The sequence below is a fragment of the Streptomyces sp. NPDC002835 genome (genome assembly GCF_053591995.1).
In genome coordinates this window covers 490,839-511,125 of the sequence record NZ_JBSFUW010000001.1, presented here as the reverse complement: position 1 = coordinate 511,125, position 20,287 = coordinate 490,839, and the positions used below count along the sequence as shown (strand labels likewise).

23 protein-coding genes, 1 tRNA gene and 1 riboswitch are annotated in these 20,287 nt (G+C 69.7%); of the genes, 18 read left to right on the top strand and 6 right to left on the bottom strand.

The genetic code is table 11. The annotated features are described in order from the left end of the window. Nucleotides 1–103 precede the first annotated feature (103 nt). Nucleotides 104–1,432, bottom strand: coding sequence for a nicotinate phosphoribosyltransferase (locus ACWD01_RS02280; RefSeq protein ID WP_451157159.1), 1,329 nt, complete (start codon nt 1,430–1,432; stop codon nt 104–106). A gap of 145 nt (nt 1,433–1,577) precedes the next feature. On the opposite strand from ACWD01_RS02280, the gene clpS reads away from it, so the two are divergent. The 8 genes from clpS (at nt 1,578) to ACWD01_RS02240 (ending at nt 7,564) form a co-directional block, all read left to right on the top strand. Continuing rightward, nucleotides 1,578–1,874, top strand: coding sequence for an ATP-dependent Clp protease adapter ClpS (clpS, locus tag ACWD01_RS02275; protein ID WP_356890206.1), 297 nt, complete (start codon nt 1,578–1,580; stop codon nt 1,872–1,874). Then, a complete protein-coding gene (locus tag ACWD01_RS02270; RefSeq protein ID WP_356889382.1) occupies nt 1,874–2,467 on the top strand; it encodes a DUF2017 domain-containing protein in 594 nt (197 codons plus the stop codon). Before clpS ends, ACWD01_RS02270 begins: the two co-directional genes overlap by 1 nt. Nucleotides 2,468–2,866: 399 nt before the next feature. Then, the gene (locus ACWD01_RS02265; protein WP_451157157.1) at nt 2,867–4,414 is read left to right on the top strand and encodes an alanine/glycine:cation symporter family protein; all 1,548 of its coding nucleotides are present in this window, start codon (nt 2,867–2,869) and stop codon (nt 4,412–4,414) included. Nucleotides 4,415–4,637: 223 nt separating this feature from the next. Next, on the top strand, nt 4,638–5,060 hold the full coding sequence (locus tag ACWD01_RS02260; RefSeq protein ID WP_451157155.1) for a Mov34/MPN/PAD-1 family protein: 423 nt from the start codon (nt 4,638–4,640) through the stop codon (nt 5,058–5,060). Nucleotides 5,061–5,148: 88 nt separating this feature from the next. After that, nucleotides 5,149–5,271, top strand: coding sequence for a putative leader peptide (locus ACWD01_RS02255; RefSeq protein WP_451157153.1), 123 nt, complete (start codon nt 5,149–5,151; stop codon nt 5,269–5,271). Nucleotides 5,272–5,375: 104 nt separating this feature from the next. Then, nucleotides 5,376–5,663 carry a MoaD/ThiS family protein gene (locus ACWD01_RS02250; protein WP_356889390.1) on the top strand — a complete coding sequence of 96 codons (288 nt, stop codon included), beginning with the start codon at nt 5,376–5,378 and terminating at the stop codon, nt 5,661–5,663. 6 nt (nt 5,664–5,669) lie between these two features. After that, nucleotides 5,670–6,620, top strand: a complete 951-nt coding sequence (locus tag ACWD01_RS02245; RefSeq protein WP_451157151.1) for a PLP-dependent cysteine synthase family protein — start codon at nt 5,670–5,672, stop codon at nt 6,618–6,620. Nucleotides 6,621–6,811: 191 nt separating this feature from the next. Next, entirely contained in the window at nt 6,812–7,564 is a 753-nt protein-coding gene (locus tag ACWD01_RS02240; RefSeq protein WP_451157149.1) for an MBL fold metallo-hydrolase, read from the top strand. 96 nt (nt 7,565–7,660) lie between these two features. Here ACWD01_RS02240 and ACWD01_RS02235 read toward each other — a convergent pair whose 3' ends face one another. Both ACWD01_RS02235 and ACWD01_RS02230 read right to left on the bottom strand, forming a co-directional pair. Continuing rightward, the gene (locus ACWD01_RS02235; protein ID WP_451157147.1) at nt 7,661–8,929 is read right to left on the bottom strand and encodes a PTS transporter subunit EIIC; all 1,269 of its coding nucleotides are present in this window, start codon (nt 8,927–8,929) and stop codon (nt 7,661–7,663) included. 258 nt (nt 8,930–9,187) lie between these two features. Continuing rightward, a complete protein-coding gene (locus tag ACWD01_RS02230; RefSeq protein WP_451157145.1) occupies nt 9,188–10,459 on the bottom strand; it encodes a PTS transporter subunit EIIC in 1,272 nt (423 codons plus the stop codon). Nucleotides 10,460–10,613: 154 nt separating this feature from the next. Between ACWD01_RS02230 and ACWD01_RS02225 the strand changes: the two genes are divergently transcribed. From ACWD01_RS02225 to rdgB, 4 genes are all read left to right on the top strand, one after another. After that, nucleotides 10,614–10,946 (top strand): glucose PTS transporter subunit EIIB, encoded by a 333-nt coding sequence (locus tag ACWD01_RS02225; protein WP_451157143.1) that lies wholly within the window; start codon nt 10,614–10,616, stop codon nt 10,944–10,946. Between the two features lie 94 nt (nt 10,947–11,040). Next, nucleotides 11,041–11,775 carry a ribonuclease PH gene (gene rph / locus ACWD01_RS02220; RefSeq protein WP_451157141.1) on the top strand — a complete coding sequence of 245 codons (735 nt, stop codon included), beginning with the start codon at nt 11,041–11,043 and terminating at the stop codon, nt 11,773–11,775. A gap of 132 nt (nt 11,776–11,907) precedes the next feature. Continuing rightward, nucleotides 11,908–12,294 (top strand): hypothetical protein, encoded by a 387-nt coding sequence (locus ACWD01_RS02215; protein ID WP_451157139.1) that lies wholly within the window; start codon nt 11,908–11,910, stop codon nt 12,292–12,294. An 8-nt stretch (nt 12,295–12,302) separates the two neighbouring features. Continuing rightward, nucleotides 12,303–12,905, top strand: a complete 603-nt coding sequence (rdgB, locus tag ACWD01_RS02210) for an RdgB/HAM1 family non-canonical purine NTP pyrophosphatase (protein WP_451157137.1) — start codon at nt 12,303–12,305, stop codon at nt 12,903–12,905. Nucleotides 12,906–12,966: 61 nt separating this feature from the next. Here the strand turns inward: rdgB and ACWD01_RS02205 are convergent. Next, a tRNA-Leu gene (locus ACWD01_RS02205) sits at nt 12,967–13,039 on the bottom strand. Nucleotides 13,040–13,187: 148 nt separating this feature from the next. Continuing rightward, nucleotides 13,188–13,655 carry a thioredoxin-dependent thiol peroxidase gene (gene bcp / locus ACWD01_RS02200; RefSeq protein WP_451157135.1) on the bottom strand — a complete coding sequence of 156 codons (468 nt, stop codon included), beginning with the start codon at nt 13,653–13,655 and terminating at the stop codon, nt 13,188–13,190. Between the two features lie 144 nt (nt 13,656–13,799). On the opposite strand from bcp, the gene ACWD01_RS02195 reads away from it, so the two are divergent. From ACWD01_RS02195 to ACWD01_RS02185, 3 genes are all read left to right on the top strand, one after another. After that, entirely contained in the window at nt 13,800–14,120 is a 321-nt protein-coding gene (locus ACWD01_RS02195) for a DUF3618 domain-containing protein (RefSeq protein WP_451157133.1), read from the top strand. A 43-nt stretch (nt 14,121–14,163) separates the two neighbouring features. Further along, entirely contained in the window at nt 14,164–14,520 is a 357-nt protein-coding gene (locus ACWD01_RS02190; RefSeq protein WP_451157131.1) for a GroES family chaperonin, read from the top strand. Between the two features lie 58 nt (nt 14,521–14,578). Continuing rightward, nucleotides 14,579–14,642, top strand: a riboswitch (guanidine-III (ykkC-III) riboswitch). Between the two features lie 40 nt (nt 14,643–14,682). Further along, complete coding sequence (locus tag ACWD01_RS02185; RefSeq protein WP_451157129.1) at nt 14,683–15,003, top strand: DMT family transporter; 321 nt, start codon at nt 14,683–14,685, stop codon at nt 15,001–15,003. On the opposite strand, the gene ACWD01_RS02180 is transcribed toward ACWD01_RS02185, so the two are convergent. Continuing rightward, nucleotides 14,997–17,582, bottom strand: a complete 2,586-nt coding sequence (locus ACWD01_RS02180; RefSeq protein ID WP_451157127.1) for a transglycosylase domain-containing protein — start codon at nt 17,580–17,582, stop codon at nt 14,997–14,999. The two genes, ACWD01_RS02185 and ACWD01_RS02180, sit on opposite strands and share 7 nt — an antisense overlap. 141 nt (nt 17,583–17,723) lie before the next feature. Between ACWD01_RS02180 and ACWD01_RS02175 the strand changes: the two genes are divergently transcribed. Genes ACWD01_RS02175 through ACWD01_RS02165 form a run of 3 tightly spaced genes read left to right on the top strand, consistent with a single transcriptional unit; the run spans nt 17,724 to nt 20,284 of the window. Further along, entirely contained in the window at nt 17,724–18,524 is an 801-nt protein-coding gene (locus ACWD01_RS02175) for an ABC transporter permease (RefSeq protein WP_451157125.1), read from the top strand. Further along, a complete protein-coding gene (locus tag ACWD01_RS02170; protein ID WP_451157123.1) occupies nt 18,517–19,320 on the top strand; it encodes an ABC transporter permease in 804 nt (267 codons plus the stop codon). Before ACWD01_RS02175 ends, ACWD01_RS02170 begins: the two co-directional genes overlap by 8 nt. A gap of 7 nt (nt 19,321–19,327) precedes the next feature. Then, nucleotides 19,328–20,284, top strand: coding sequence for an ABC transporter ATP-binding protein (locus tag ACWD01_RS02165; RefSeq protein WP_451157121.1), 957 nt, complete (start codon nt 19,328–19,330; stop codon nt 20,282–20,284). Nucleotides 20,285–20,287 lie beyond the last annotated feature (3 nt).

Genomic DNA, 20,287 nt, shown 5'->3' with positions numbered 1-20,287 from the left:
ACCGAGCCTAGACACTCGCCACCCCGTACGGGAGAGTCACGGCCCCGCGGCCTACACGTGCCCGATCGGGGGCGCTTCATGCGCCCCGCCCGCACCGCCGGCCTCACACGTACTCGGTCGGGATCACCGGCTCGCCCCGGGAGAGCTGGATCGCCGACATCGGCAGCCCGGCGCGCGCCGCGATGTGCCGGTCGCGGGCCGCGTCCAGCGGTTCGCGGGCGACGACCCGGCCGTCCTTGACCAGCTCCACCAGCAGCTGCCGGTCGGCGAGTTCCGCAGGGAGTGCGCCGACGCCGACGACCTCGGCCTCCGCGATCCCGTCGGCGTCCCGGCGGCGGGCCGCCCACTTGCGGCCGCCGACCGACATCTTTCCGCCCAGGGACTTCTTGGCCACCGGCTCCAGCGGCGCCGCCGGATCGGCGGACCGCGCGCGGGCCACGAGCTTGTAGACCATCGAGCAGGTGGGGTGGCCGCTGCCGGTGACCAGCTGCGTGCCGACCCCGTACGCGTCGACGGGGGCCGCGGCCAGCGAGGCGATCGCGTACTCGTCGAGGTCGGAGGTGACCACGATCCTGGTGTCGGTCGCGCCCAGCTCGTCGAGCTGCTGGCGCACCCGGTGCGCGACGAGCAGGAGGTCGCCGGAGTCGATGCGTACGGCCCCGAGCTCGGGGCCGGCGATGTCCACGGCCGTACGGACGGCCTCGGCCACGTCGTAGGTGTCGACCAGCAGGGTCGTGCCCCGTCCGAGCGAGTCGACCTGGGCCTGGAAGGCGCCGCGCTCGCTGTCGTGCAGCAGGGTGAAGGCGTGCGCGCTGGTGCCGACGGTGGGGATGGCGTACCGGAAGCCGGCCGCCAGGTCGGAGGTGGAGTCGAAGCCGCCGACGTACGCGGCGCGGGCCGCGGCGACGGCCGACAGCTCGTGGGTGCGGCGCGCGCCCATCTCGATGAGCCGGCGCCCGCCCGCCGCCGCCGACATCCGCGACGCGGCGGCGGCGATCGCGGAGTCGTGGTTGAGGATGGAGAGGATCACGGTCTCCAGCAGCACGCACTCGGCGAAGGAGCCCTCGACCCGGACGATCGGCGAACCGGGGAAGTACACCTCGCCCTCCGGGTAGCCCCAGATGTCGCCGCGGAAGCGGTAGCCGGCGAGCCACTCGAGCGTGGGCTCGTCGACGATGCGCTGCTCCCGCAGGAAGCCGAGGACGCCGGCGTCGAAGCGGAAGTTCTCGACGGCGTCCAGCACCCGGCCCGTTCCGCCGACCACGCCGTAGCGCCGGCCCTCGGGCAGGCGGCGGGTGAAGACCTCGAAGACGGATCGCCGCTCGGCGGTGCCGGCCTTCAGCGCCGCCTGCAGCATCGTGAACTCGTACTGGTCCGTGAAGAGCGCGGTGGACGGCACGTCGACCGGCAGCCCAAGGTCTGCAGCGTTCATGACGCGATGCTAGCGCACATTTCGTCACTCTGACGAGATGTCGCCGCGGAGCGGGTTCCCCATCCGGTTTCTGACGGGTCGTCCCATCCGGGCCGGGCCGTTTGTGCGATGCGGCCCCCCGGGTGGCAGCATGGGTTGAGTGACGATGCCCGTAGAGATCGAACGACCGGAGTCGGCGGAGGAGACGCATGTCGTCCCCGAGCCCGATGTGCCCTGGGTGACGCTGGTGCACAACGACCCGGTCAATCTGATGAGCTATGTCACCTACGTCTTCCAGGCTTACTTCGGCTACTCGAAGGACAAGGCGCACAAGTTGATGCTCGACGTCCATCACAAGGGACGCGCCGTCGTCTCCAGCGGCAGCCGCGAGGAGATGGAGCGTGACGTGCAGGCGATGCACGGATACGGACTGTGGGCGACGCTCACCCAGGACCGCGGCTGATGAGCTCTCACTTCGAGCCGCTCGACGGCGGCGGGGCGGCCGTACGCCTGGACGAGGTCGAGGTCGCGATCCTGCGCTCGCTGGCCGTCCAGCTCCTGGAGCTCATCGGGCCCGGCGACGAGCCCGCGGAGGGCGAGGACCCGCTGGCCGCCCTCTTCGCAGAGGGGCCGAGCGAGCCGCCCTCCGACCCGGCTCTCGCCCGCCTCTTCCCTGAGGCCTACGCGGACCCCGAGGCCGGCGTGCCGGACGAGGAGCTGCGCGCCGCGTCCTCCGAGTTCCGGCGCTTCACCGAGAACGACCTGCGCACCCGTAAGCGCGAGGACGCCCTCGCGGTCGTGAAGACCCTGGACTCCCTGGCCCCCGTCGGCGACGACGGAGCTGTGCTGGAACTGGACTCCAACGACTGCCTCCACTGGCTCGGCGCCCTCAACGACCTGCGGCTGACCATCGGCACCCGCCTCGACGTCGGCGAGGACGACGAGAACGACGCGCTGTACCGCCTACCCGACTCCGACCCGCGCAAGCCCATGGTCATGGCGTACCTGTGGCTCGGTGCGCTCCAGGAGACGCTCGTCGAGACGCTGCTGCCCTGAGGGTCGCTTACCGGCCGCCGGCGGTCGACGCCGTCCGGAATCCGTGCATAGGGCAACTGGTGGGTCCGTTCGCTCAGCGAATGCTCAAATCCGGATAACGATCCCATCACCGCGCCCGGGTTTCTCCTGCCCACGGGCCCTTGACGCGAACATGTGTGATCTGCGTCACTAACCACTCGGCGCAGCACGTGGTAGAACTTCGCAACTTGTCCGCCCCCTCAACCTGTTCAACCGCGGACAGGTCCGAAACCCGTCGTACCAACATCCGAACCACCGGCATCCGAGTCCGCGGACGCGCCTGGTGGGCAAGGCCGCCGCCCGGACTGCGGCGTCCATTCGGAATCCGTCACCTGAACTGCTGCGCCATGCCAGCACCTCCCCCGCTCACGAGGTAGACACATGTCACTCGAGTCCATCACCACTTCGATCGACGATGCCGTCAGCGATTTCGTCGAACCGATCGCCACAGCGCTCGGGAAGATCGTCTTCTATTCCGTGAACGTCAACGGCGCGGAAGTACCCCTCATCGTCGCGTGGCTGGTTCTCGCCGGTCTCGTCTTCAGTAGCTGGTTCGGCCTGGTCCAGTTCCGCAGGTTCCGCCTGGCTGTGGACGTGGTGCGCGGCAAGTACGACGAGAAGGGGTCGGCGGGTGAGGTCAACCACTTCCAGGCCCTGACCGCCGCGGTCTCCGGCACCGTCGGTCTCGGCAACATCGCGGGTGTCGCCGTCGCCGTCTCCATCGGCGGCCCCGGTGCCACCTTCTGGATGATCCTTTGCGGTCTCCTCGGCATGGCGACCAAGTTCGTCGAGGTCACCCTCGGCGTGAAGTACCGAGAGGTGCACGCCGACGGCACCGTCTCGGGCGGTCCGATGCACTACCTGCCCAAGGGCCTCGCGGAGCGGTTCGGCTCCGGCGGCAAGGCGTTCGGCAAGGTCCTCGCGGTCCTCGCCTCGATCATGCTGCTCTTCTTCGGCCTCTTCGGCGGTAACCTCTTCCAGGTCAACCAGAGCTATGCGCAGCTGGTCTCGGTCTCCGGCGGAGAAGGTGGCGCCATCGGGTCCTCCACCGGTGCACTGATCTTCGGTGTGATCATCGCAGTGCTCGTCGGCATCGTGCTGCTGGGTGGCATGAAGTCGGTGGCCTCGGTCACCAGCCGGCTCGTCCCGGCCATGGCCATCATCTACATCGCCGCCTGTCTGGTCGTCATCCTCTTCAACGTGACGGAACTCCCCTCGGCCGTCTCCACCATCATCAGCGGTGCCTTCAGCCCCGAGGGTGTGGTCGGTGGTGTCCTGGGTGCCCTGATCCAAGGATTCAAGCGGGCCGCGTTCTCCAACGAGGCCGGCCTCGGCTCCGCGCCGATCGCCCACTCGGCCGTGAAGACGAAGCACCCCGCCAGCGAGGGCCTGGTCGCCCTGCTGGAGCCGTTCATCGACACCGTCGTTATCTGCACGATGACCGCGCTCACGATCGTCATCGCCAACCCGGCCAGCTGGGCCGAGGCGCGTGCCGGCGAGAGCGTCGGCGGCGTGGTCATCACCTCCGACGCCTTCGAGACCGCGATGCCGTGGTTCCCGTACGTCCTGACCGTCGCGGTGCTGCTGTTCGCCTTCTCCACCCTGATCACCTGGGGCTACTACGGCCTCAAGGCCTGGACGTACCTCTTCGGCCGCAGCAAGGCCAGTGAGAACACGTTCTTCCTGATCTACGCGGTGATCGCCGTCTCCGGTTCGCTGCTGACGCTGCAGACGCTGATCGACCTCGCCGACGCCGTGCTCTTCATGCTCGCCGTGATCAACATCATCGGCCTGTACCTGCTGGCACCGATCGTCAAGCGGGAGCTCAACATCTTCCTCGAGTTCGTCCGGGCCAGGCGGGCCGGTGAGCCCGAGGGCGAAGAGTCGGAGGGTGAAGAGTCGGAGGGTGAGACCGTCAAGGCCCTCTGACGCCGGCCGTACCGCTTCACCGACTCCGCCCGCGCCGGTCCCCGGCGCGGGCGGAGTCGTCTGCGCGTTTCCGTTCGCAGGCAGCCCGGCGCCGGCAGATCCAGTCGGCCGTGAACGGCGGCGCCATCGACGCCCGGCGTCCTCCTCGGAGCGGGCGGTCCACCATCCGGGCAGCGCCGTACCGCCCATCGGTACGGCGCCGGCGTCTGCTTATCCTGAGCCCATGCTGACCATCACCCAGGCCCTCTTCGACCAGATCGTCGCCCACGCCCGCGAGGACCACCCCGACGAGGCCTGCGGCGTCGTCGCCGGACCGGAGGGGACCGACCGCCCCGAGCGCTTCATCCCGATGCTGAACGCGGCCCGGTCGCCCACGTTCTACGAGTTCGACTCCGGCGACCTGCTCAAGCTCTACCGGGAGCTCGACGACCGCGACGAGGAGCCGGTCGTCATCTACCACTCCCACACGGCCACCGAGGCGTACCCGTCCCGCACCGACGTCAGCTACGCCAACGAGCCCGGCGCCCACTACGTGCTGGTCTCCACCGCCGACACCGACGACGCGGGACCGTTCCAGTTCCGCTCGTTCCGCATCGTGGATGGCGTGATCACGGAAGAGGACGTCAAGGTCGTCGAGGCGTACTGAAACACCCCTGCCCGCATACTGAGCGGCCGAGGTCCACGATGCGAGATCACACTCCGGGATGCGGACCGGGAATCGATACGATGAGCGCATGGTTCTCCCTGACGTGAGCGACAAGACGCCGAGCATGCTGCTGCTCGTTGCGCGGCTGCACGTCGACCTGTGCCGCCTCGCCAGCGCGATGTGTACGGAATTGCGCCCCGTCCGCCCGTAACAGCTCAGCCTGACGTACGAGCGCACCACCAGCCAGCACGACCCCCACGCGCGGGGGCCAGAGCCGCGCGCCCCTACGCCACCACGACAACAGGAGCCCCTGTCATGGCCATCGAGGTCCGCATCCCGACCATCCTCCGCACCTACACCGACGGCGCCAAGGCGGTCGAGGGCAACGGGGACACGCTCGCCGAACTCTTCGCCGACCTCGAGAGCCGCCACAACGGCATCGAGGAGCGCATCGTCGACAAGACCAACGGCGACCAGCTGCGCCGCTTCGTGAACGTCTACCTCAACGACGAGGACGTCCGCTTCCTCGACGGCATCTCCACCAAGCTCTCCGACGGCGACAGCGTCACCATCCTCCCGGCCGTCGCCGGCGGGATGGTCTGATCCCCGATGCGCTACGACTCCCCGCTGGCGGCCGTGGGCAACACGCCCCTGGTCCGGCTCCCGCGCCTGTCGCCCTCCGGTGACGTCCGGATCTGGGCCAAGCTCGAGGACCGCAACCCCACCGGCTCGATCAAGGACCGCCCCGCGCTCCACATGGTCGAGCAGGCGGAGAAGGACGGCCGCCTCACCCCCGGCTGCACCATCCTCGAGCCCACCAGCGGCAACACCGGCATCTCGCTGGCGATGGCGGCCAAGCTCAAGGGCTACCGCATCGTCTGCGTCATGCCGGAGAACACCTCCCAGGAGCGCCGGGACCTGCTCAAGATGTGGGGCGCCGAGATCATCCCGTCCCCCGCGGCGGGAGGCTCCAACACCGCGGTCCGCGTCGCCAAGGAACTCGCCGGGCAGAACCCGAGCTGGGTGATGCTCTACCAGTACGGCAACCCGGACAACGCGGGCGCCCACTACGCCACCACCGGCCCCGAGATCCTCGCCGACCTGCCGTCCGTCACCCACTTCGTCGCCGGCCTCGGCACCACGGGCACGCTCATGGGCGTCGGACGCTATCTGCGCGAGCACCGGCCCGACGTGAAGATCGTGGCCGCGGAACCGCGCTACGACGACCTCGTCTACGGCCTGCGCAACCTCGACGAGGGCTTCGTCCCCGAGCTCTACGACGCCTCCGTGCTGACCACCCGCTTCTCGGTCGGCTCCGCGGACGCCGTCATCCGCACCCGTGAACTCCTCCAGCAGGAGGGCATCTTCGCCGGCGTCTCCACCGGCGCGGCGCTCCACGCCGCGATCGGCGTCGGCAAGAAGGCGGTCAAGGCGGGCGAAACGGCCGACATCGTCTTCGTCGTCGCCGACGGCGGCTGGAAGTACCTGTCGACGGGCGTCTACACGGCGGAAACCACCGAAGCGGCGATCGAGACCCTGCAGGGGCAGCTCTGGGCCTGATCGCACCGGTACGCACCGGTCACAACTTCACACGAACTGCGAGATGTCACCCCTCGTCCCACCCTCGGGACGGGGGGTGACATCGCACACAACACGGGGCGGCTGAGGAGCGACCGGCCCTTTCGCGCCTTACGCTCGACGGACCGCACGACCTTCCCCCAGCCCTCCCCGTCCACGGAGGTTCCAGCTCCATGAAGCTCACCGTCGTCGGCTGCTCCGGGTCGTTCCCGTCCGCGGAATCGGCCTGCTCGAGCTACCTCGTAGAGGCCGACGGCTTCCGGCTGCTCCTCGACATGGGCAACGGCGCCCTCGGCGAGCTGCAGCGCCACTGCGGTCTCTACGACCTCGACGCCATCTTCCTCAGCCACCTGCACGCGGATCACTGCATCGACATGTGCGGGTACTTCGTCGCCCGCTACTACCGCCACGACGGCGGCCGCTGCCCCGCCATCCCGGTCCACGGCCCCGAAGGCACCGAGCAGCGGCTGACCACGGCCTACGCCGACACGCCCTCCGCCTCCTCCATGAGCGAGGTGTTCGACTTCCGCACCCTGAAGCCGGGGCACTTCGAGATCGGCCCGTTCTCCGTGCGCACCGAACGGCTGGCGCACCCCGTCGAGGCGTACGGCATCCGGCTGGAGCACGGCGGCAGGACGCTCACGTACTCCGGCGACACCGGCGTCTGCGACGGCCTGGACGACCTGGCCGCGGGCGCGGACCTGTTCCTGTGCGAGGCGTCCTTCACGCACGGCAAGGAGGACATCCCGGACCTCCACCTCAACGGCCGCGAGGCGGGCGCCTACGCGCAGCGCGCGAACGCGGGCCGGCTGGTGCTGACCCACATCCCCCCGTGGACGGACCCGAGCCGGACCCTGAGCGACGCCACGGCCGTCTACACCGGCCCGACGGACGTGGCCCACCCGGGCGCGGTGTACGAGGTCTGACGCCGCATCTTCGACGTACGAACGCCTCGGCCCCCGCCCTGTTCTCCAGGACGGGGGCCGAGGCGTTCACCAGGGGCGTTCACCAGGCCGTGCGGCCTACTTCGCCTCTGCCTTCTGCAGCTCGGCGAGCTCCTCGTCGGACTCGCGGCCCGGCGTCGGAAGGTTGAACTTGGTGATCGCGAAGCGGAACACGACGTAGTAGACCGCCGCGAAGCACAGACCGACCACGGCCAGCCCCCACGGGTTGGAGGCGATGCCCAGGTTGAGGGCGAAGTCGATGGCACCGGCCGAGAAGCCGAAGCCGTCCCTCATCCCGAGCGCCCAGGTCAGCGCCATGGACACACCGGTGAGCACCGCGTGGATCGCGTACAGCACCGGCGCGATGAACATGAAGGTGAACTCGATCGGCTCGGTCACACCGGTGACGAACGAGGTCAGCGCCAGGGAGAACATCATGCCGCCGACGACCTTGCGGCGCTCGGGACGGGCGCAGTGCACGATCGCGAGGCAGGCGGCCGGGAGGGCGAACATCATGATCGGGAAGAAGCCGGTCATGAACTGTCCGGCGGTCGGGTCACCGGCCAGGAAGCGGGCGATGTCGCCGCTCTTGCCCTCGTAGGAGCCCGCCTGCAGCCACGGGAAGGAGTTCAGCAGGTGGTGCATGCCGACCGGGATCAGCGCGCGGTTGGCGACACCGAAGATGCCCGCGCCCACGGCGCCGGAGCCGACGAGCCACTCACCGAGGTTGTGCAGACCGGTGCCGAGCCAGGGCCAGATCAGCCCGAAGACGATGCCGATGAGCAGACCCGCGAAGGCCGAGAGGATCGGGACGAGACGGCGGCCGCCGAAGAAGCCGGCCCAGTCGGGCAGCTTGGTGCGGTAGAAGCGCTGGTAGAGCAGGGCGACGACGATGCCCATGACCACACCGCCGAGGACACCGGCGTTGACCGCCTTCTCGACCATGACGATCTTGCCGTCGACGACGATCGCTTCCTCAGGAAGGCTGCCGTCGGTGAACGTCCCCAGTACGGCCTTGAAGACCAGGTAGCCGGTGACGGCCGCCAGCGCCGTCGAACCGTCCGACTTCTTGGCGAATCCGATCGCGATACCGACGGCGAACAGCAGCGCCATGTTGTCGAGGAGCGCGCCGCCGCCGGCGGACATGTACCCGGCGATCTTGTTGATGAAGTCCGGGAAGGACTCCTTGCCGAGCATGTCGGGCTGGCCGAAGCGCACCAGGAGCGCGGCGGCGGGCAGCACGGCGACCGGCAGCATCAGGCTGCGTCCGATGCGCTGCAGGACAGCCATCACCCGCGCGCCCGTCTTCTTCTTGTCCGCCTCGGGGGCGGCGCTGGCCGTGGACATCAACTTCCTCCTGTGGGCAAGGCGCCGCCGGAGGACATGACTACGGGGAGGGCGGCGTCTCAAGGGGAATGCGGCCTGTGGTCTGGACCGCATGGTCTACACCACTCAGTGGTGTAGACCTGTTGTAGCACGGTGAGGGTTAGATAAGGAACCTTCGGATTTTCCGGACCGGATAACGATCCGGACAACCCATGCGAAGACCCCCGGACCGGCACGGCCCGAGGGCCCGCTCACCTGCCCTTACGGGCGGAAAGGCGGCTACTTCGTCGCGTCGCGCTCCATCTCCTCCTGGACCTCCTCCGGCTCCCGGCCGGGCGTAGGAATGTTGAAGAAAGTGATCGCCAATCGGAAGACGACGTAATAGATCACCGCGAAACACGCGCCGATCGGCAGGATCAGCCAGGGCTTCGTACCCAGATGCCAGTTCACGATGTAGTCGATCAGGCCCGCCGAGAAACTGAACCCCGCGTGCGCGCCCAGTGCCCAGGTGATCGCCATCGACGCGCCGGTCAGCAGGGCGTGCAGCCCGTACAGCAGGGGCGCCACGAACATGAACGAGAACTCGATCGGCTCCGTCACCCCCGTCACGAACGACGTCAGGCCGACCGAGAACATCAGGCCGGCCACCCGCTTGCGGTGCTCGGGGCGCGCGCAGTGGGTGATGGCCAGCGCGGCCGCGGGCAGGCCGAACATCATGATCGGGAAGAAGCCGGACATGAACAGGCCCGCGTCGGGATCGCCCGCGAAGAAGCGAGTCAGGTCGCCCTGGACCACCTCGCCGTCCGCGCCCCGGTACTCGCCCGCCTGGAACCAGAAGAAGGTGTTCAGGAACTGGTGCATGCCGATCGGGATCAGCAGCCGGTTCGCGAGACCGAAGATCCCCGCGCCCCAGGCGCCCAGGTCGATCAGGCCCCGCGAGAAGGCGGTCAGTCCGTCGCCGACCGGGTCCCAGAGCAGGCCGAACAGCACGCCCAGCACACAGCACAGGAACGCCATGATGATCGGGACGAGCCGCCGGCCGTTGAAGAAGCCCAGCCAGTCGACCAGCTTGGTGCGGTGGAAGCGCTGCCAGACCACGGCCGTCAGCAGGCCGATCAGGATGCCGCCGAGTACGCCCGGGTTCTGCGGGGTGCCCTCCGGCAGCTCCGCGGTCACCGTGCCGTCCACCGGGAACGCCTTGAGCACGTTGTAGTAGACGAGGAAGCCGGCGACCGCCGCGAGTGCGGTCGAACCGTCCGACTTCTTGGCGAAACCGATCGCGACCCCGATGCAGAAGAGAAGGGGAAGCCCCAGGCTGCCGTCGAGAATGCCGCCCCCGCCCAGGATCAGGACCTCCGAGGTCCTGTCCCAGAAAGCCCCGTCGAGATACGCCTCGAACAGCCGGCCGAGGCTGACGAGCAGCCCCGCCGCGGGCAGCACCGCGACCGGGAGCTGGAGGCTGCGGCCGACCTTCTGGAGTCCCTGGAAGAGGCCGTTCCACCACTTCTTCGGCGGCTTCTTCCGCGGCGCGGCCGCGCTCTCGGAGCTCATCGGGGTCCTCCCGGAACTGGCCTGGTTTGGCAGGTGTTGCAGACTGGTGTAGACCAGTCGCGGTACGGTCCTGGGGCCCGGTCGCACGACAGGGCGCCGGTGATCGTCATCTTTCGGTACAAGACGGTTACTCGCCCGTGAAGATGGGCCAACCGTGCGTTACCGTGACAAACCCGGCCTACGGTGGGCCGGGGCGGCAGCCCGCGGCGGTGGGCCACGCAGCGCTCAACGCTCCGAACGCAGGGAGAAAGACATGGCCAGCAAGGCTGAGAAGATCGTCGCCGGGCTCGGCGGTATCGAGAACATCGAGGAGATCGAGGGCTGCATCACCCGTCTGCGGACCGAGGTCGCCGACCCCGCGCTCGTCGACGAGGCCGCGCTCAAGGCCGCCGGCGCCCACGGAGTCGTCAAGATGGGCACCGCCATCCAGGTCGTCATCGGAACCGACGCCGACCCGATCGCCGCCGACATCGAAGACATGATGTGAGCTGACACCTCACCCACCACACCAGCACCACGAGGGGCCTGATTCCGACCGACCGGAACAGGCCCCTCACCCGTCTGCCGATAGGCTCGGCACCATGTCTCGAATCGACGGCCGCACCCCCGAACAGCTCCGCCCGGTCACCATCGAACGCGGATGGAGCAAGCACGCCGAGGGCTCCGTCCTCATCTCCTTCGGAGACACCAAGGTCTTCTGCACCGCATCCTTCACCGAAGGCGTCCCCCGCTGGCGCAAGGGCAGCGGCGAAGGCTGGGTCACCTCCGAGTACTCGATGCTGCCCCGCTCCACCAACACCCGCGGCGACCGCGAATCCGTACGCGGCAAGATCGGCGGCCGCACCCACGAGATCAGCCGCCTCATCGGCCGCTCCCTGCGCGCCGTCATCGACTACAAGGCCCTCGGCGAGAACACCGTCGTCCTCGACTGCGACGTCCTCCAGGCCGACGGCGGCACCCGCACCGCCGCCATCACCGGCGCGTACGTCGCCCTCGCCGACGCCATCGCCTGGGCGCAGACGAAGAAACTCATCAAGGCGGGCAGGCAGCCCCTCACCGGCACCGTCGCCGCCGTCAGCGTCGGCATCGTCGACGGCACCCCCCTCCTCGACCTCTGCTACGAGGAGGACGTACGCGCCGAGACCGACATGAACGTCGTCTGCACCGGCGACGGCCGCTTCGTCGAGGTCCAGGGCACCGCCGAGGCCGAGCCCTTCGACCGCAAGGAGCTCAACGCGCTCCTCGACCTCGCCACCGGCGGCTGCGCCGACCTCGCCGCACTCCAGGTCGAGGCACTCGCCCGCAGCGCGGAGTAAAGCCGCACCGCGGAGTAAAGCCGCACCGCAGAGTAAAGAAGCAACCAAGAACGCCCTCAGGGGCGTCGTAGTACACACGGGCGCACGGGCCGAACCGTGCGCCCGGCCGTAACCCGGGGAGGACCGTTCCACATGTCTGCGCGCCGCCGTACCGCACTCACCATCGCCGCCGCTGCCCTCATCCTGCCCGCCGCCGTCGGCTGCAGCGCCCTCGACAAGGCGCTCGACTGCGTCGAGACGGCCGACGCGATAGCCACCAGCGTCAGCAAGCTCCAGGAAGCCGTCTCCACCGCCACCGAGGACCCCACCAAGGCCCGCGAAGCGCTCGACGACATCGACCGCGAACTCGACAGCCTCGGCGACAAGTCCGACAACGCCGACCTCAGCAAGGCCGTCGACGACCTCGGCACCGGCGTCGACAACGTCCGCAAGTCCATCGAGAACGGCGACGCCACCCCCGACATCAGCCCCGTCACCGACGCGGCCACCGAGATCGGCAAGGTCTGCACGCCCGGATAATCGAGCCCATGACCCGACTGATCCTCGCCACCCGCAACGCCGGAAAGATCACCGAACTCAGGGCCATCCTCGCCGACGCCGGTCTCACCCATGACCTCGTCGGCGCGGACGCCTACCCGGAGATCCCCGACGTCAAGGAAACCGGCGTCACCTTCGCCGAGAACGCCCTCCTCAAGGCCCACGCCCTCGCCAGGGCCACCGGCCTGCCCGCCGTCGCCGACGACTCCGGCCTCTGCGTCGACGTCCTCGGCGGCGCGCCCGGCATCTTCTCCGCCCGCTGGGCCGGCCGCCACGGCGACGACCGGGCCAACCTGGAGCTCCTGCTCGCCCAGCTCCAGGACATCGACACCCCCCACCGCGGCGCCCACTTCGCCTGCGCGGCCGCGCTCGCCCTCCCGGACGGCACGGAACGCGTCGTGGAGGGCCGCCTCACCGGCACCCTCCGCCACGCCCCGCAGGGCACGAACGGCTTCGGCTACGACCCGCTCCTCCAGCCCGACGGCGAGTCCCGTACCTGCGCGGAACTGACCCCGGCGGAGAAGAACGCGATCAGCCACCGCGGCAAGGCCTTCCGGGCGCTGGTCCCGGTGGTGAAGGAGCTCCTGGGCTGACGCCCGGTGCAATGCCGAGGGCCCGGTTCGCGAAACTCGCGAACCGGGCCCTCGGCATTCGTGCGCCCGGTCGGATTCGAACCGACAAACACGACCACCTAAAGATCGCCGCTCAGCCCTTGGCGTACGGGCGCATGCGCGCGCGACTACTGTACTGGGCCGTGCGGAGGTCGTTGAGTCGAACCCGTCTACGAGGTCCTCCCTCGCCCACCCCTGCACCAAGTGCTGGTGACCGCGTGGCAATTGGCCCGCCCCGCTTGTCGGGGCGGGCCGGCGGTGGGGTCAGATGCCGAGGTCCTTGATGATCTTGGCGACGTGGCCGGTCGCCTTGACGTTGTAGAGGGCGCGTTCGACCTTGCCGTCCTCGTCGACGACGATCGTGGAGCGGATCACGCCGGTCACGGTCTTGCCGTAGAGCTTCTTCTCGCCGAAGGCGCCGTACGCGGTGAGGACCTCCTTGGAGGGGTCGCCGACGAGGGTGACCTTGAGGTCCTCCTTCTCGCGGAACTTGGCGAGCTTCTCCGGCTTGTCCGGGGAGACGCCGATGACGTCGTAGCCGGCGCCGGCCAGCAGTTCGAGGTTGTCGGTGAAGTCGCAGGCCTGCTTGGTGCAGCCGGGGGTGAGGGCGGCGGGGTAGAAGTACACGATCACCTTGCGGCCCTTGTGGTCGGCGAGGGAGATCTCGTTGCCGTCGGCGTCGGGCAGGGTGAAGGCGGGGGCGGTGTCGCCGGGCTGGAGTCGCTCGCTCATGGTTCTCCTCGGTGGGGCTGCGGTGCGCGCGGTCGGAATCGGTGTACGGCGTCGAGCGTAATGGGGGTGCCGCCGGGTGCAGTCGTGGCTCAGCTGACAGACTGTCGACGAAGGATTACCGGACACGACCACGGAGGCAGCGCGGTGTCGGATGCCAGGACCCCTGCGCAGATCGAGGCGGACATCGTCCGCAGGCGCGAGCAGCTCGCGGAGACGCTCGACGAGATCGGTGTGCGGATGCACCCGAAGACGGTCATGGGTGACGCGAAGGCCAGGGTCGCCGGGGCGGTGGACCGGACGGCGGGGCGCGCGTTCGTCGCGGTGAACCGGACGGTCTCGGACGTGAAGGAGAAGTTCGTGTCCGAGGACGGGTCGCCGAGGCTGGAACGGGTGGTGCCGGTGGCGCTGGTGGCGGTCGGTCTGGTGGGTCTGCTCGCGATGTCGGCGCGCAGGCGCCGTTCGTGACCCTGGGGCGCTTCGGGGGCCGCCGGGCAGGTAAGTTCGTCGTGTGAGCGCCAACAGCCATGAGCACAGCCCCCAGCACGACAAGCTGCCCATCCGGATGCTGCACGACCGGGTCCTGGTGAGGACCGACATTCCGGAGGGGGAGCGGCGTTCCAGCGGGGGCATCGTGATCCCGGCGACCGCCGCGGTGGGCCGGCGTCTGGCCTGGGCCGAGGTGGTCGCGGTCGGGCAGAGCGTGCGGACGGTGGAGCCGGGGGACCGGGTGCTGTACGACCCCGAGGACCGGGCCGAGGTCGAGGTGCGGGGAGTGGCGTACGTGCTGATGCGGGAGCGGGATCTGCACGCGGTGGCGGCGGACCGTTTCCAGGGGTCGGAGGACTCCACGGGGCTGTATCTGTAGCAGCGGCGTGAGGGCTGGTGGCCGGGGTCACCGGCCCTTTGTGCTGCCCGGGCCGGGTGGCTTGTTACGTTGGAGGGACCCCGACGAGACGCGCCGTACCGGGCAGGCAAAGACGACGCACCTGTTGTCGTTCGCGTTGGTCCGCGTCTCGGAGGTGCCGTCATGGCCTGGGTTCTGCTTGTTGTCGCCGGTCTGCTCGAGGTGGGCTGGTCGATCGGGATGAAGTTCACCGAGGGGTTCACCCGGCTGTGGCCGAGCGTGTTCACGGGTGCCGGGATCGTCGCGAGCATGCTGCTGCTGTCGCACGCCGCGAAGACGCTGCCGATCGGTACGGCCTACGGCGTGTGGGTCGGGATCGGGGCGGCGGGTGCGGCGGTGGTCGGCATGGTGGTGCTGAACGAGCCGGTGACCGCCGCCCGGATCTTCTTCGTCTGTCTGCTGCTGGTCGCGGTGGTCGGTCTGAAGGCGACCTCGGGTCACTGAGCCCGCCCGGCGGCCACGCCGGGAGTGGACGGCGCCGGCGGTGTCGAGGCGGGTCCGGTCGGTGCGGTGCTGCCCGGGGTCCCGCCGGGTGCGGTTCCGGGCGCGCCGGGGTGCCGGCTGGTGCCGGGCCGTGCGCCGCCGGAGCCGTACGGGCCGCTGTCGCGTCCTTCGCCGGCCTGCTCGCCCGGGTCGCGGGGCCGGTAGGCCTCCTCGGGGTCGCCGGAGCCGCTCGGGTCGTTGGGGTCGTTGGGGTCGCTGGGGTCGCGCCGCTCCGGGGGCGGGTCGTCGGCGCCGGGTGCGAGCCGCAGTTCGAAGTCGCGGACCGCGGTGCCTTCGAGGGCGGCTGCGGTGTACTGCCCCCAGATCTCGGCGGGTGCGCCGCCGCCGTTGATGCGTGACATGCCGAGCGCCCCGTACAGCGATGTCTGGGTGCCGGTCTTCGGGTTCTGCCCCATGACGGCGACGACGGTGGCGAGTTCCGGGGTGTAGCCGGCGAACCAGGCGGCCCTGTCCTCCTCGGCGGTGCCGGTCTTGCCGGCAGCGGGCCGGCCGGCGGACTGGGCGGCGGAGCCGGTGCCGCCGTCGACGACGCCGCGCAGGACGTAGGTAGTGGTGTCGGCGGCCTCGCGGCTGACGGCCCGCACGGTGCGGGTCTCGGGGATCGCGACGTCGACGCCGTTCTTGGTGATCTTCTCGACGAGGGTGTACGGGGTGTGCCTGCCGTGGTCGGCGAGACTGGCGTACGCGCCGGTCATGTCGAGGACGCTTGCGGTGGCCGGGCCGAGGGCGATGGAGGGCGAGGGGCTGAGGTCCGGGGTGGTGCTGGGCAGGCCGAGGGCGATGGCGGTGCTCATGACGCGGGCGGGGCCGACGTCGACGGCCATCTGCGCGAAGACGGCGTTGACGGAGTTGTCGGCGGCCTCGCGGACGGGGATCGGGCCGTACGAGACGTCGTCCTCGTTCTCGGGGGCGTAGCGGGGGCCGTTCCAGCCCTGGACGGGGCGTTTGCTGTCGCCGACGTAGATGGCGTTGGGGGCGATGGGCCGGCCTTCCTGGGTGACGGCGTGGTTCTCGAAGGCGGCGGCGAGGACGAACGGCTTGAAGGTGGAGCCGACCTGGTAGTCGCGCCGGGTGGCGTTGTTGACGTACTGCTGGGTGTAGTCGATGCCGCCGTACATGGCGACGACCTTGCCGGTGCCGGGTTCGATGGAGGCGCCGCCGACGCGGACGTCGCGGTCGGCCTCGCGTTCGCTGTCGAGTTTCGAGATCACCCGGTCGTTGACGGCGGCGGTGAGCGCGTCCTGTCTGGGGCGCTGGAGTGTGGTGGTGATGCGGTAGCCGCCGGTGGCGAGGGTCTGCTCGTCGAGGATGCCGCGGGCGGCGAGATGGCCCTCGACGGCCTGGACGATGTAGCCGCCCTGGCCGGACAGTCCGCTGGAGGGCCTTGCCTGACGGGGCATGGGGAACGTCAGGTCCTCGCGGTCCTCGCGGCTGAGCCACTTCTCCTTGACCATGCCGCCGAGGACGTAGTTCCAGCGGGCGACCGCCGCGTCCTTCTTCTCGGGGTGGGTGGCGGCGTCGTAGGAGTTGGGCGCGTTGAGGAGTCCGGCGAGGTAGGCGCCCTGTGCGACGTCGAGGTCCTCGACGTCCTTGCCGTAGTAGGCGTGGGCGGCGGCCTGGATGCCGTAGGCGTTGCGGCCGAAGTAGCTGGTGTTGAGGTAGCCCTCGAGGATCTCGCGTTTGCTCTGGTTGCGGCCGAGCTTGATGGCGATGAAGAACTCCTTCACCTTGCGGGTGACGGTCTGTTCCTGGCCGAGGTAGTAGTTCTTGACGTACTGCTGGGTGATGGTGGAGCCGGACTGCTTGCCCTTGCCGGTGACGGTGTTCCAGGCGGCGCGGACCATGGCCTGGGGGTCGATGGCGGGTTCGCTGTAGAAGTCGCGGTCCTCGGCTGCTAGTACGGCCTGCTGGACGGGGAGCGGGATCTTGTCGAGGGAGACGTTCTCGCGGTTGATGTCGCCGTCGCGGGCGATGTGGGTGCCGTCCGCGTAGAGGTAGACGTTGGTCTGGGCGGTGGCGGCGGCGTTGGCGGGCGGGATGTCGACGAGCAGGTAGCCGGTGACGAGGGCGCCGATGCCGAGCAGCGACGCGATGAGCAGGCTGCCGACGGTGATGCGCCAGGTGGGGACGGCGCGGCGCCAGCCGGTGCGCCGGGGGCGGCGTTTGCGGGTCTTCTTGGCGCCTGCGCCTGCGCCGTCGGCCGCGGTGGTGCCGGTGGCCGGCGGCCCGTCGTCGCCTGGCCCCGATTCGGCGTCGGGGTCGTCGGCCGTGTGGGTGGCGTCGGCCGTGGCGGAGTCCTCGGGGGCGTCCGGATCGGGGTCCGGGGCCGGGTCCGCGTCGGGAGCCTCGTCCGCCTCGGCCTCGGGCTTCTTGCCCTTGGCCCTGCCGCCCTTGCCCGTATCGGGGCCCTTCTCCTCGGCCCTGTCTTCGGCCTTGTCGTCGGCCTTGTCCTTGTCGGACGGGTCGGCTGCCGTCGCGTCCCGGGGTGTCCAGCCCTGCTGCTGCGGCTCGTCGCTCATGAACACATACTGCACTTTTTCGCCCGCTGTCCCCCGTATTCGGGGGCTCCCGGCACCGGAAATCCCCTCGCGGTGGCCGACCGCGCTCGGCTAGGGTCGTGCGCTTTGGTGCCCGGGCGGTCGCGTGGAGGGGGAGTGGTCGTGCGGCTCTATGCGGTCGTCGCGGCGGGTGGGTTCCGGCGCTATGCGACGTACCGGGTGGCGACGGCGGCGGGGGTGTTCACCAACACCGTCTTCGGCTTCATCCTGGCGTACACCTATACAGCCCTCTGGGACGCGCGTCCTCAGCTCGGCGGATACGACCAGTCCCAGGCGCTCACCTATGTGTGGCTGGGCCAGGCGCTGCTGATGACCTGCGCCATGATGGGCGGCGGCTTCGAGGACGAGCTGATCGAGCGCATCCGCACCGGAGACATCGCCATCGACCTCTACCGCCCGGCCGACCTCCAACTGTGGTGGCTGGCCGGGGACCTGGGCCGGGCGGCCTTCCATCTGCTGGGGCGGGGCATCGTGCCGATGGTGCTCGGCGCGCTGGCCTTCGATCTGGCGCTGCCCGCCTCGCCGTTGACGTGGCTGGCCTTCCTGGTGTCCGTGGCGCTGGGCGTGGTGGTGAGCTTCGCGGTGCGGTTCCTGGTGGCGCTGTCGGCGTTCTGGCTGATGGACGGCGCCGGGGTGATGCAGATGTGCTGGCTGGCCGGCCTGTTCTTCTCGGGGATGCTGCTGCCGCTGAACCTCTTCCCCGGGCTGCTCGGCGAGGTGGCGAGGGCCCTGCCGTGGTCGTCGCTGCTCCAGGTCCCCGCCGACGTGTTCCTCGGTGCGTACACGGGCTGGGGCCTGCTCCGGGCGTACGCCTTCCAGGGCGGCTGGGCGCTGGCGCTGCTGGCCGCCGGGCGGATGCTCCAGACGGTGGCGACGCGCCGGGTGGTGGTCCAGGGTGGCTGACGCGCTCAGGGCGTACGGGCTGATCGTCGCGATGTGGGTACGGTCCACGATGGCGTACCGGGCGTCGTTCGCGATGACGGCGCTCGGGAACTTCGCGGCCACCGGCCTGGACTTCGTCGCGATCCTGCTGATGTTCTCGCACGTCGACACGCTGGGCGGCTACACGCTGCCGGAGATCGCGTTCCTGTACGGGACCACCAGCACCGCCTTCGGCCTCGCCGACCTGGTGATGGGGTCGATGGACCGGCTGGGGCGCCGCGTACGCGACGGGACGCTCGACACGCTGCTCGTGCGGCCGGTGCCGGTGCTCGCTCAGGTCGCGGCGGACCGGTTCGCGCTGCGCCGCCTCGGGCGTATCACCCAGGGACTGATGGTGCTCACGTACGCGCTGGTGAGCGTCGACATCGAGTGGACGGCGGCGAAGGTGGCGATGATGCCGCTGATGCTGCTCTGCGGCAGTGCGATCTTCGCGTCGGTGTTCGTGGCGGGCGCGGCGTTCCAGTTCTTCGCGCAGGACGCAGCCGAGGTGCAGAGCTCCTTCACGTACGGCGGGAACACCCTGCTCCAGTATCCGCCGTCGATCTTCGCGAAGGACCTGGTGCGCGGCGTGACGTTCGTCGTGCCGCTGGCCTTCGTCAACTGGGTGCCGTCGCTGTACGTGCTGGGCCGCGACGACCCGATCGGCCTGCCCGACTGGTTCGCGCTGCTGCCGCCCGTCGTCGCGGCGGGCTGTCTCGGGCTCGCGGCGCTGGCCTGGCGGGCCGGGCTCCGTTCGTACCGCAGTACGGGAAGTTGAGGGCACAGTGGATTTCATCGAACTCGACGGCGTCGAGAAGGTCTTCGACGTACGGCGCAGGAAGGGCCGGCTGCGCAGGGAGAGGCACCAGGTGCGGGCCGTGGACGGGATCAGCTTCACCGTCCCGCGCGGTGAGATGGTCGGCTACATCGGCCCGAACGGCGCCGGCAAGTCCACCACCATCAAGATGCTGACCGGCATCCTCACCCCCAGCGGCGGCAGGCTCCGGGTCGCGGGCATCGACCCGTCGAAGGAGCGGACCCGGCTGGCGCAGCGGATCGGGGTGGTCTTCGGGCAGCGCACCACGCTCTGGTGGGACCTGCCGCTGCGCGACTCGTACCGGCTGATGCACCGTATGTACCGCATACCCGACCCGGTGTTCCGGCGGAACATGGACCGCTGCGTCGAACTGCTGGACTTGGCTGAGCTGTTGAACGTGCCGGTGCGTCAGCTGTCGCTGGGGCAGCGGATGCGCGGCGACATCGCGGCCGCGCTGCTGCACGACCCGGAGGTGCTGTACCTCGACGAGCCCACGATCGGGCTCGACGTGATCTCCAAGGCCAAGGTGCGGGGGTTCCTGCGCGACCTGAACGCGGAGCGCGGCACGACGGTCCTGCTGACCACGCACGACCTGACCGACATCGAGCAGCTGTGCAAGCGCGTGATGGTGATCGACCACGGGCGGCTCATGTACGACGGGGCGCTCGCCGGACTGCACGAGATCGGCGAGAGCGAGCGGACCCTGGTGGTGGACCTGGAGCGGGAACTGCCGCCGATCGAGGTGGCGTCGGCGCGGACGCTGAAGGTGGAGGGGCCGCGGCAGTGGCTGGCGTTCCCCGCCTCTGCGTCGGCGGCGCCGCTGGTGGCCGAGCTGGCGCAGCGGTATCCGCTGGTGGACCTGTCGGTGCGGGAGCCGGACATCGAGGCGGTGATCGCGAAGATGTACGCGGAGCGGGCGGGGTGACGT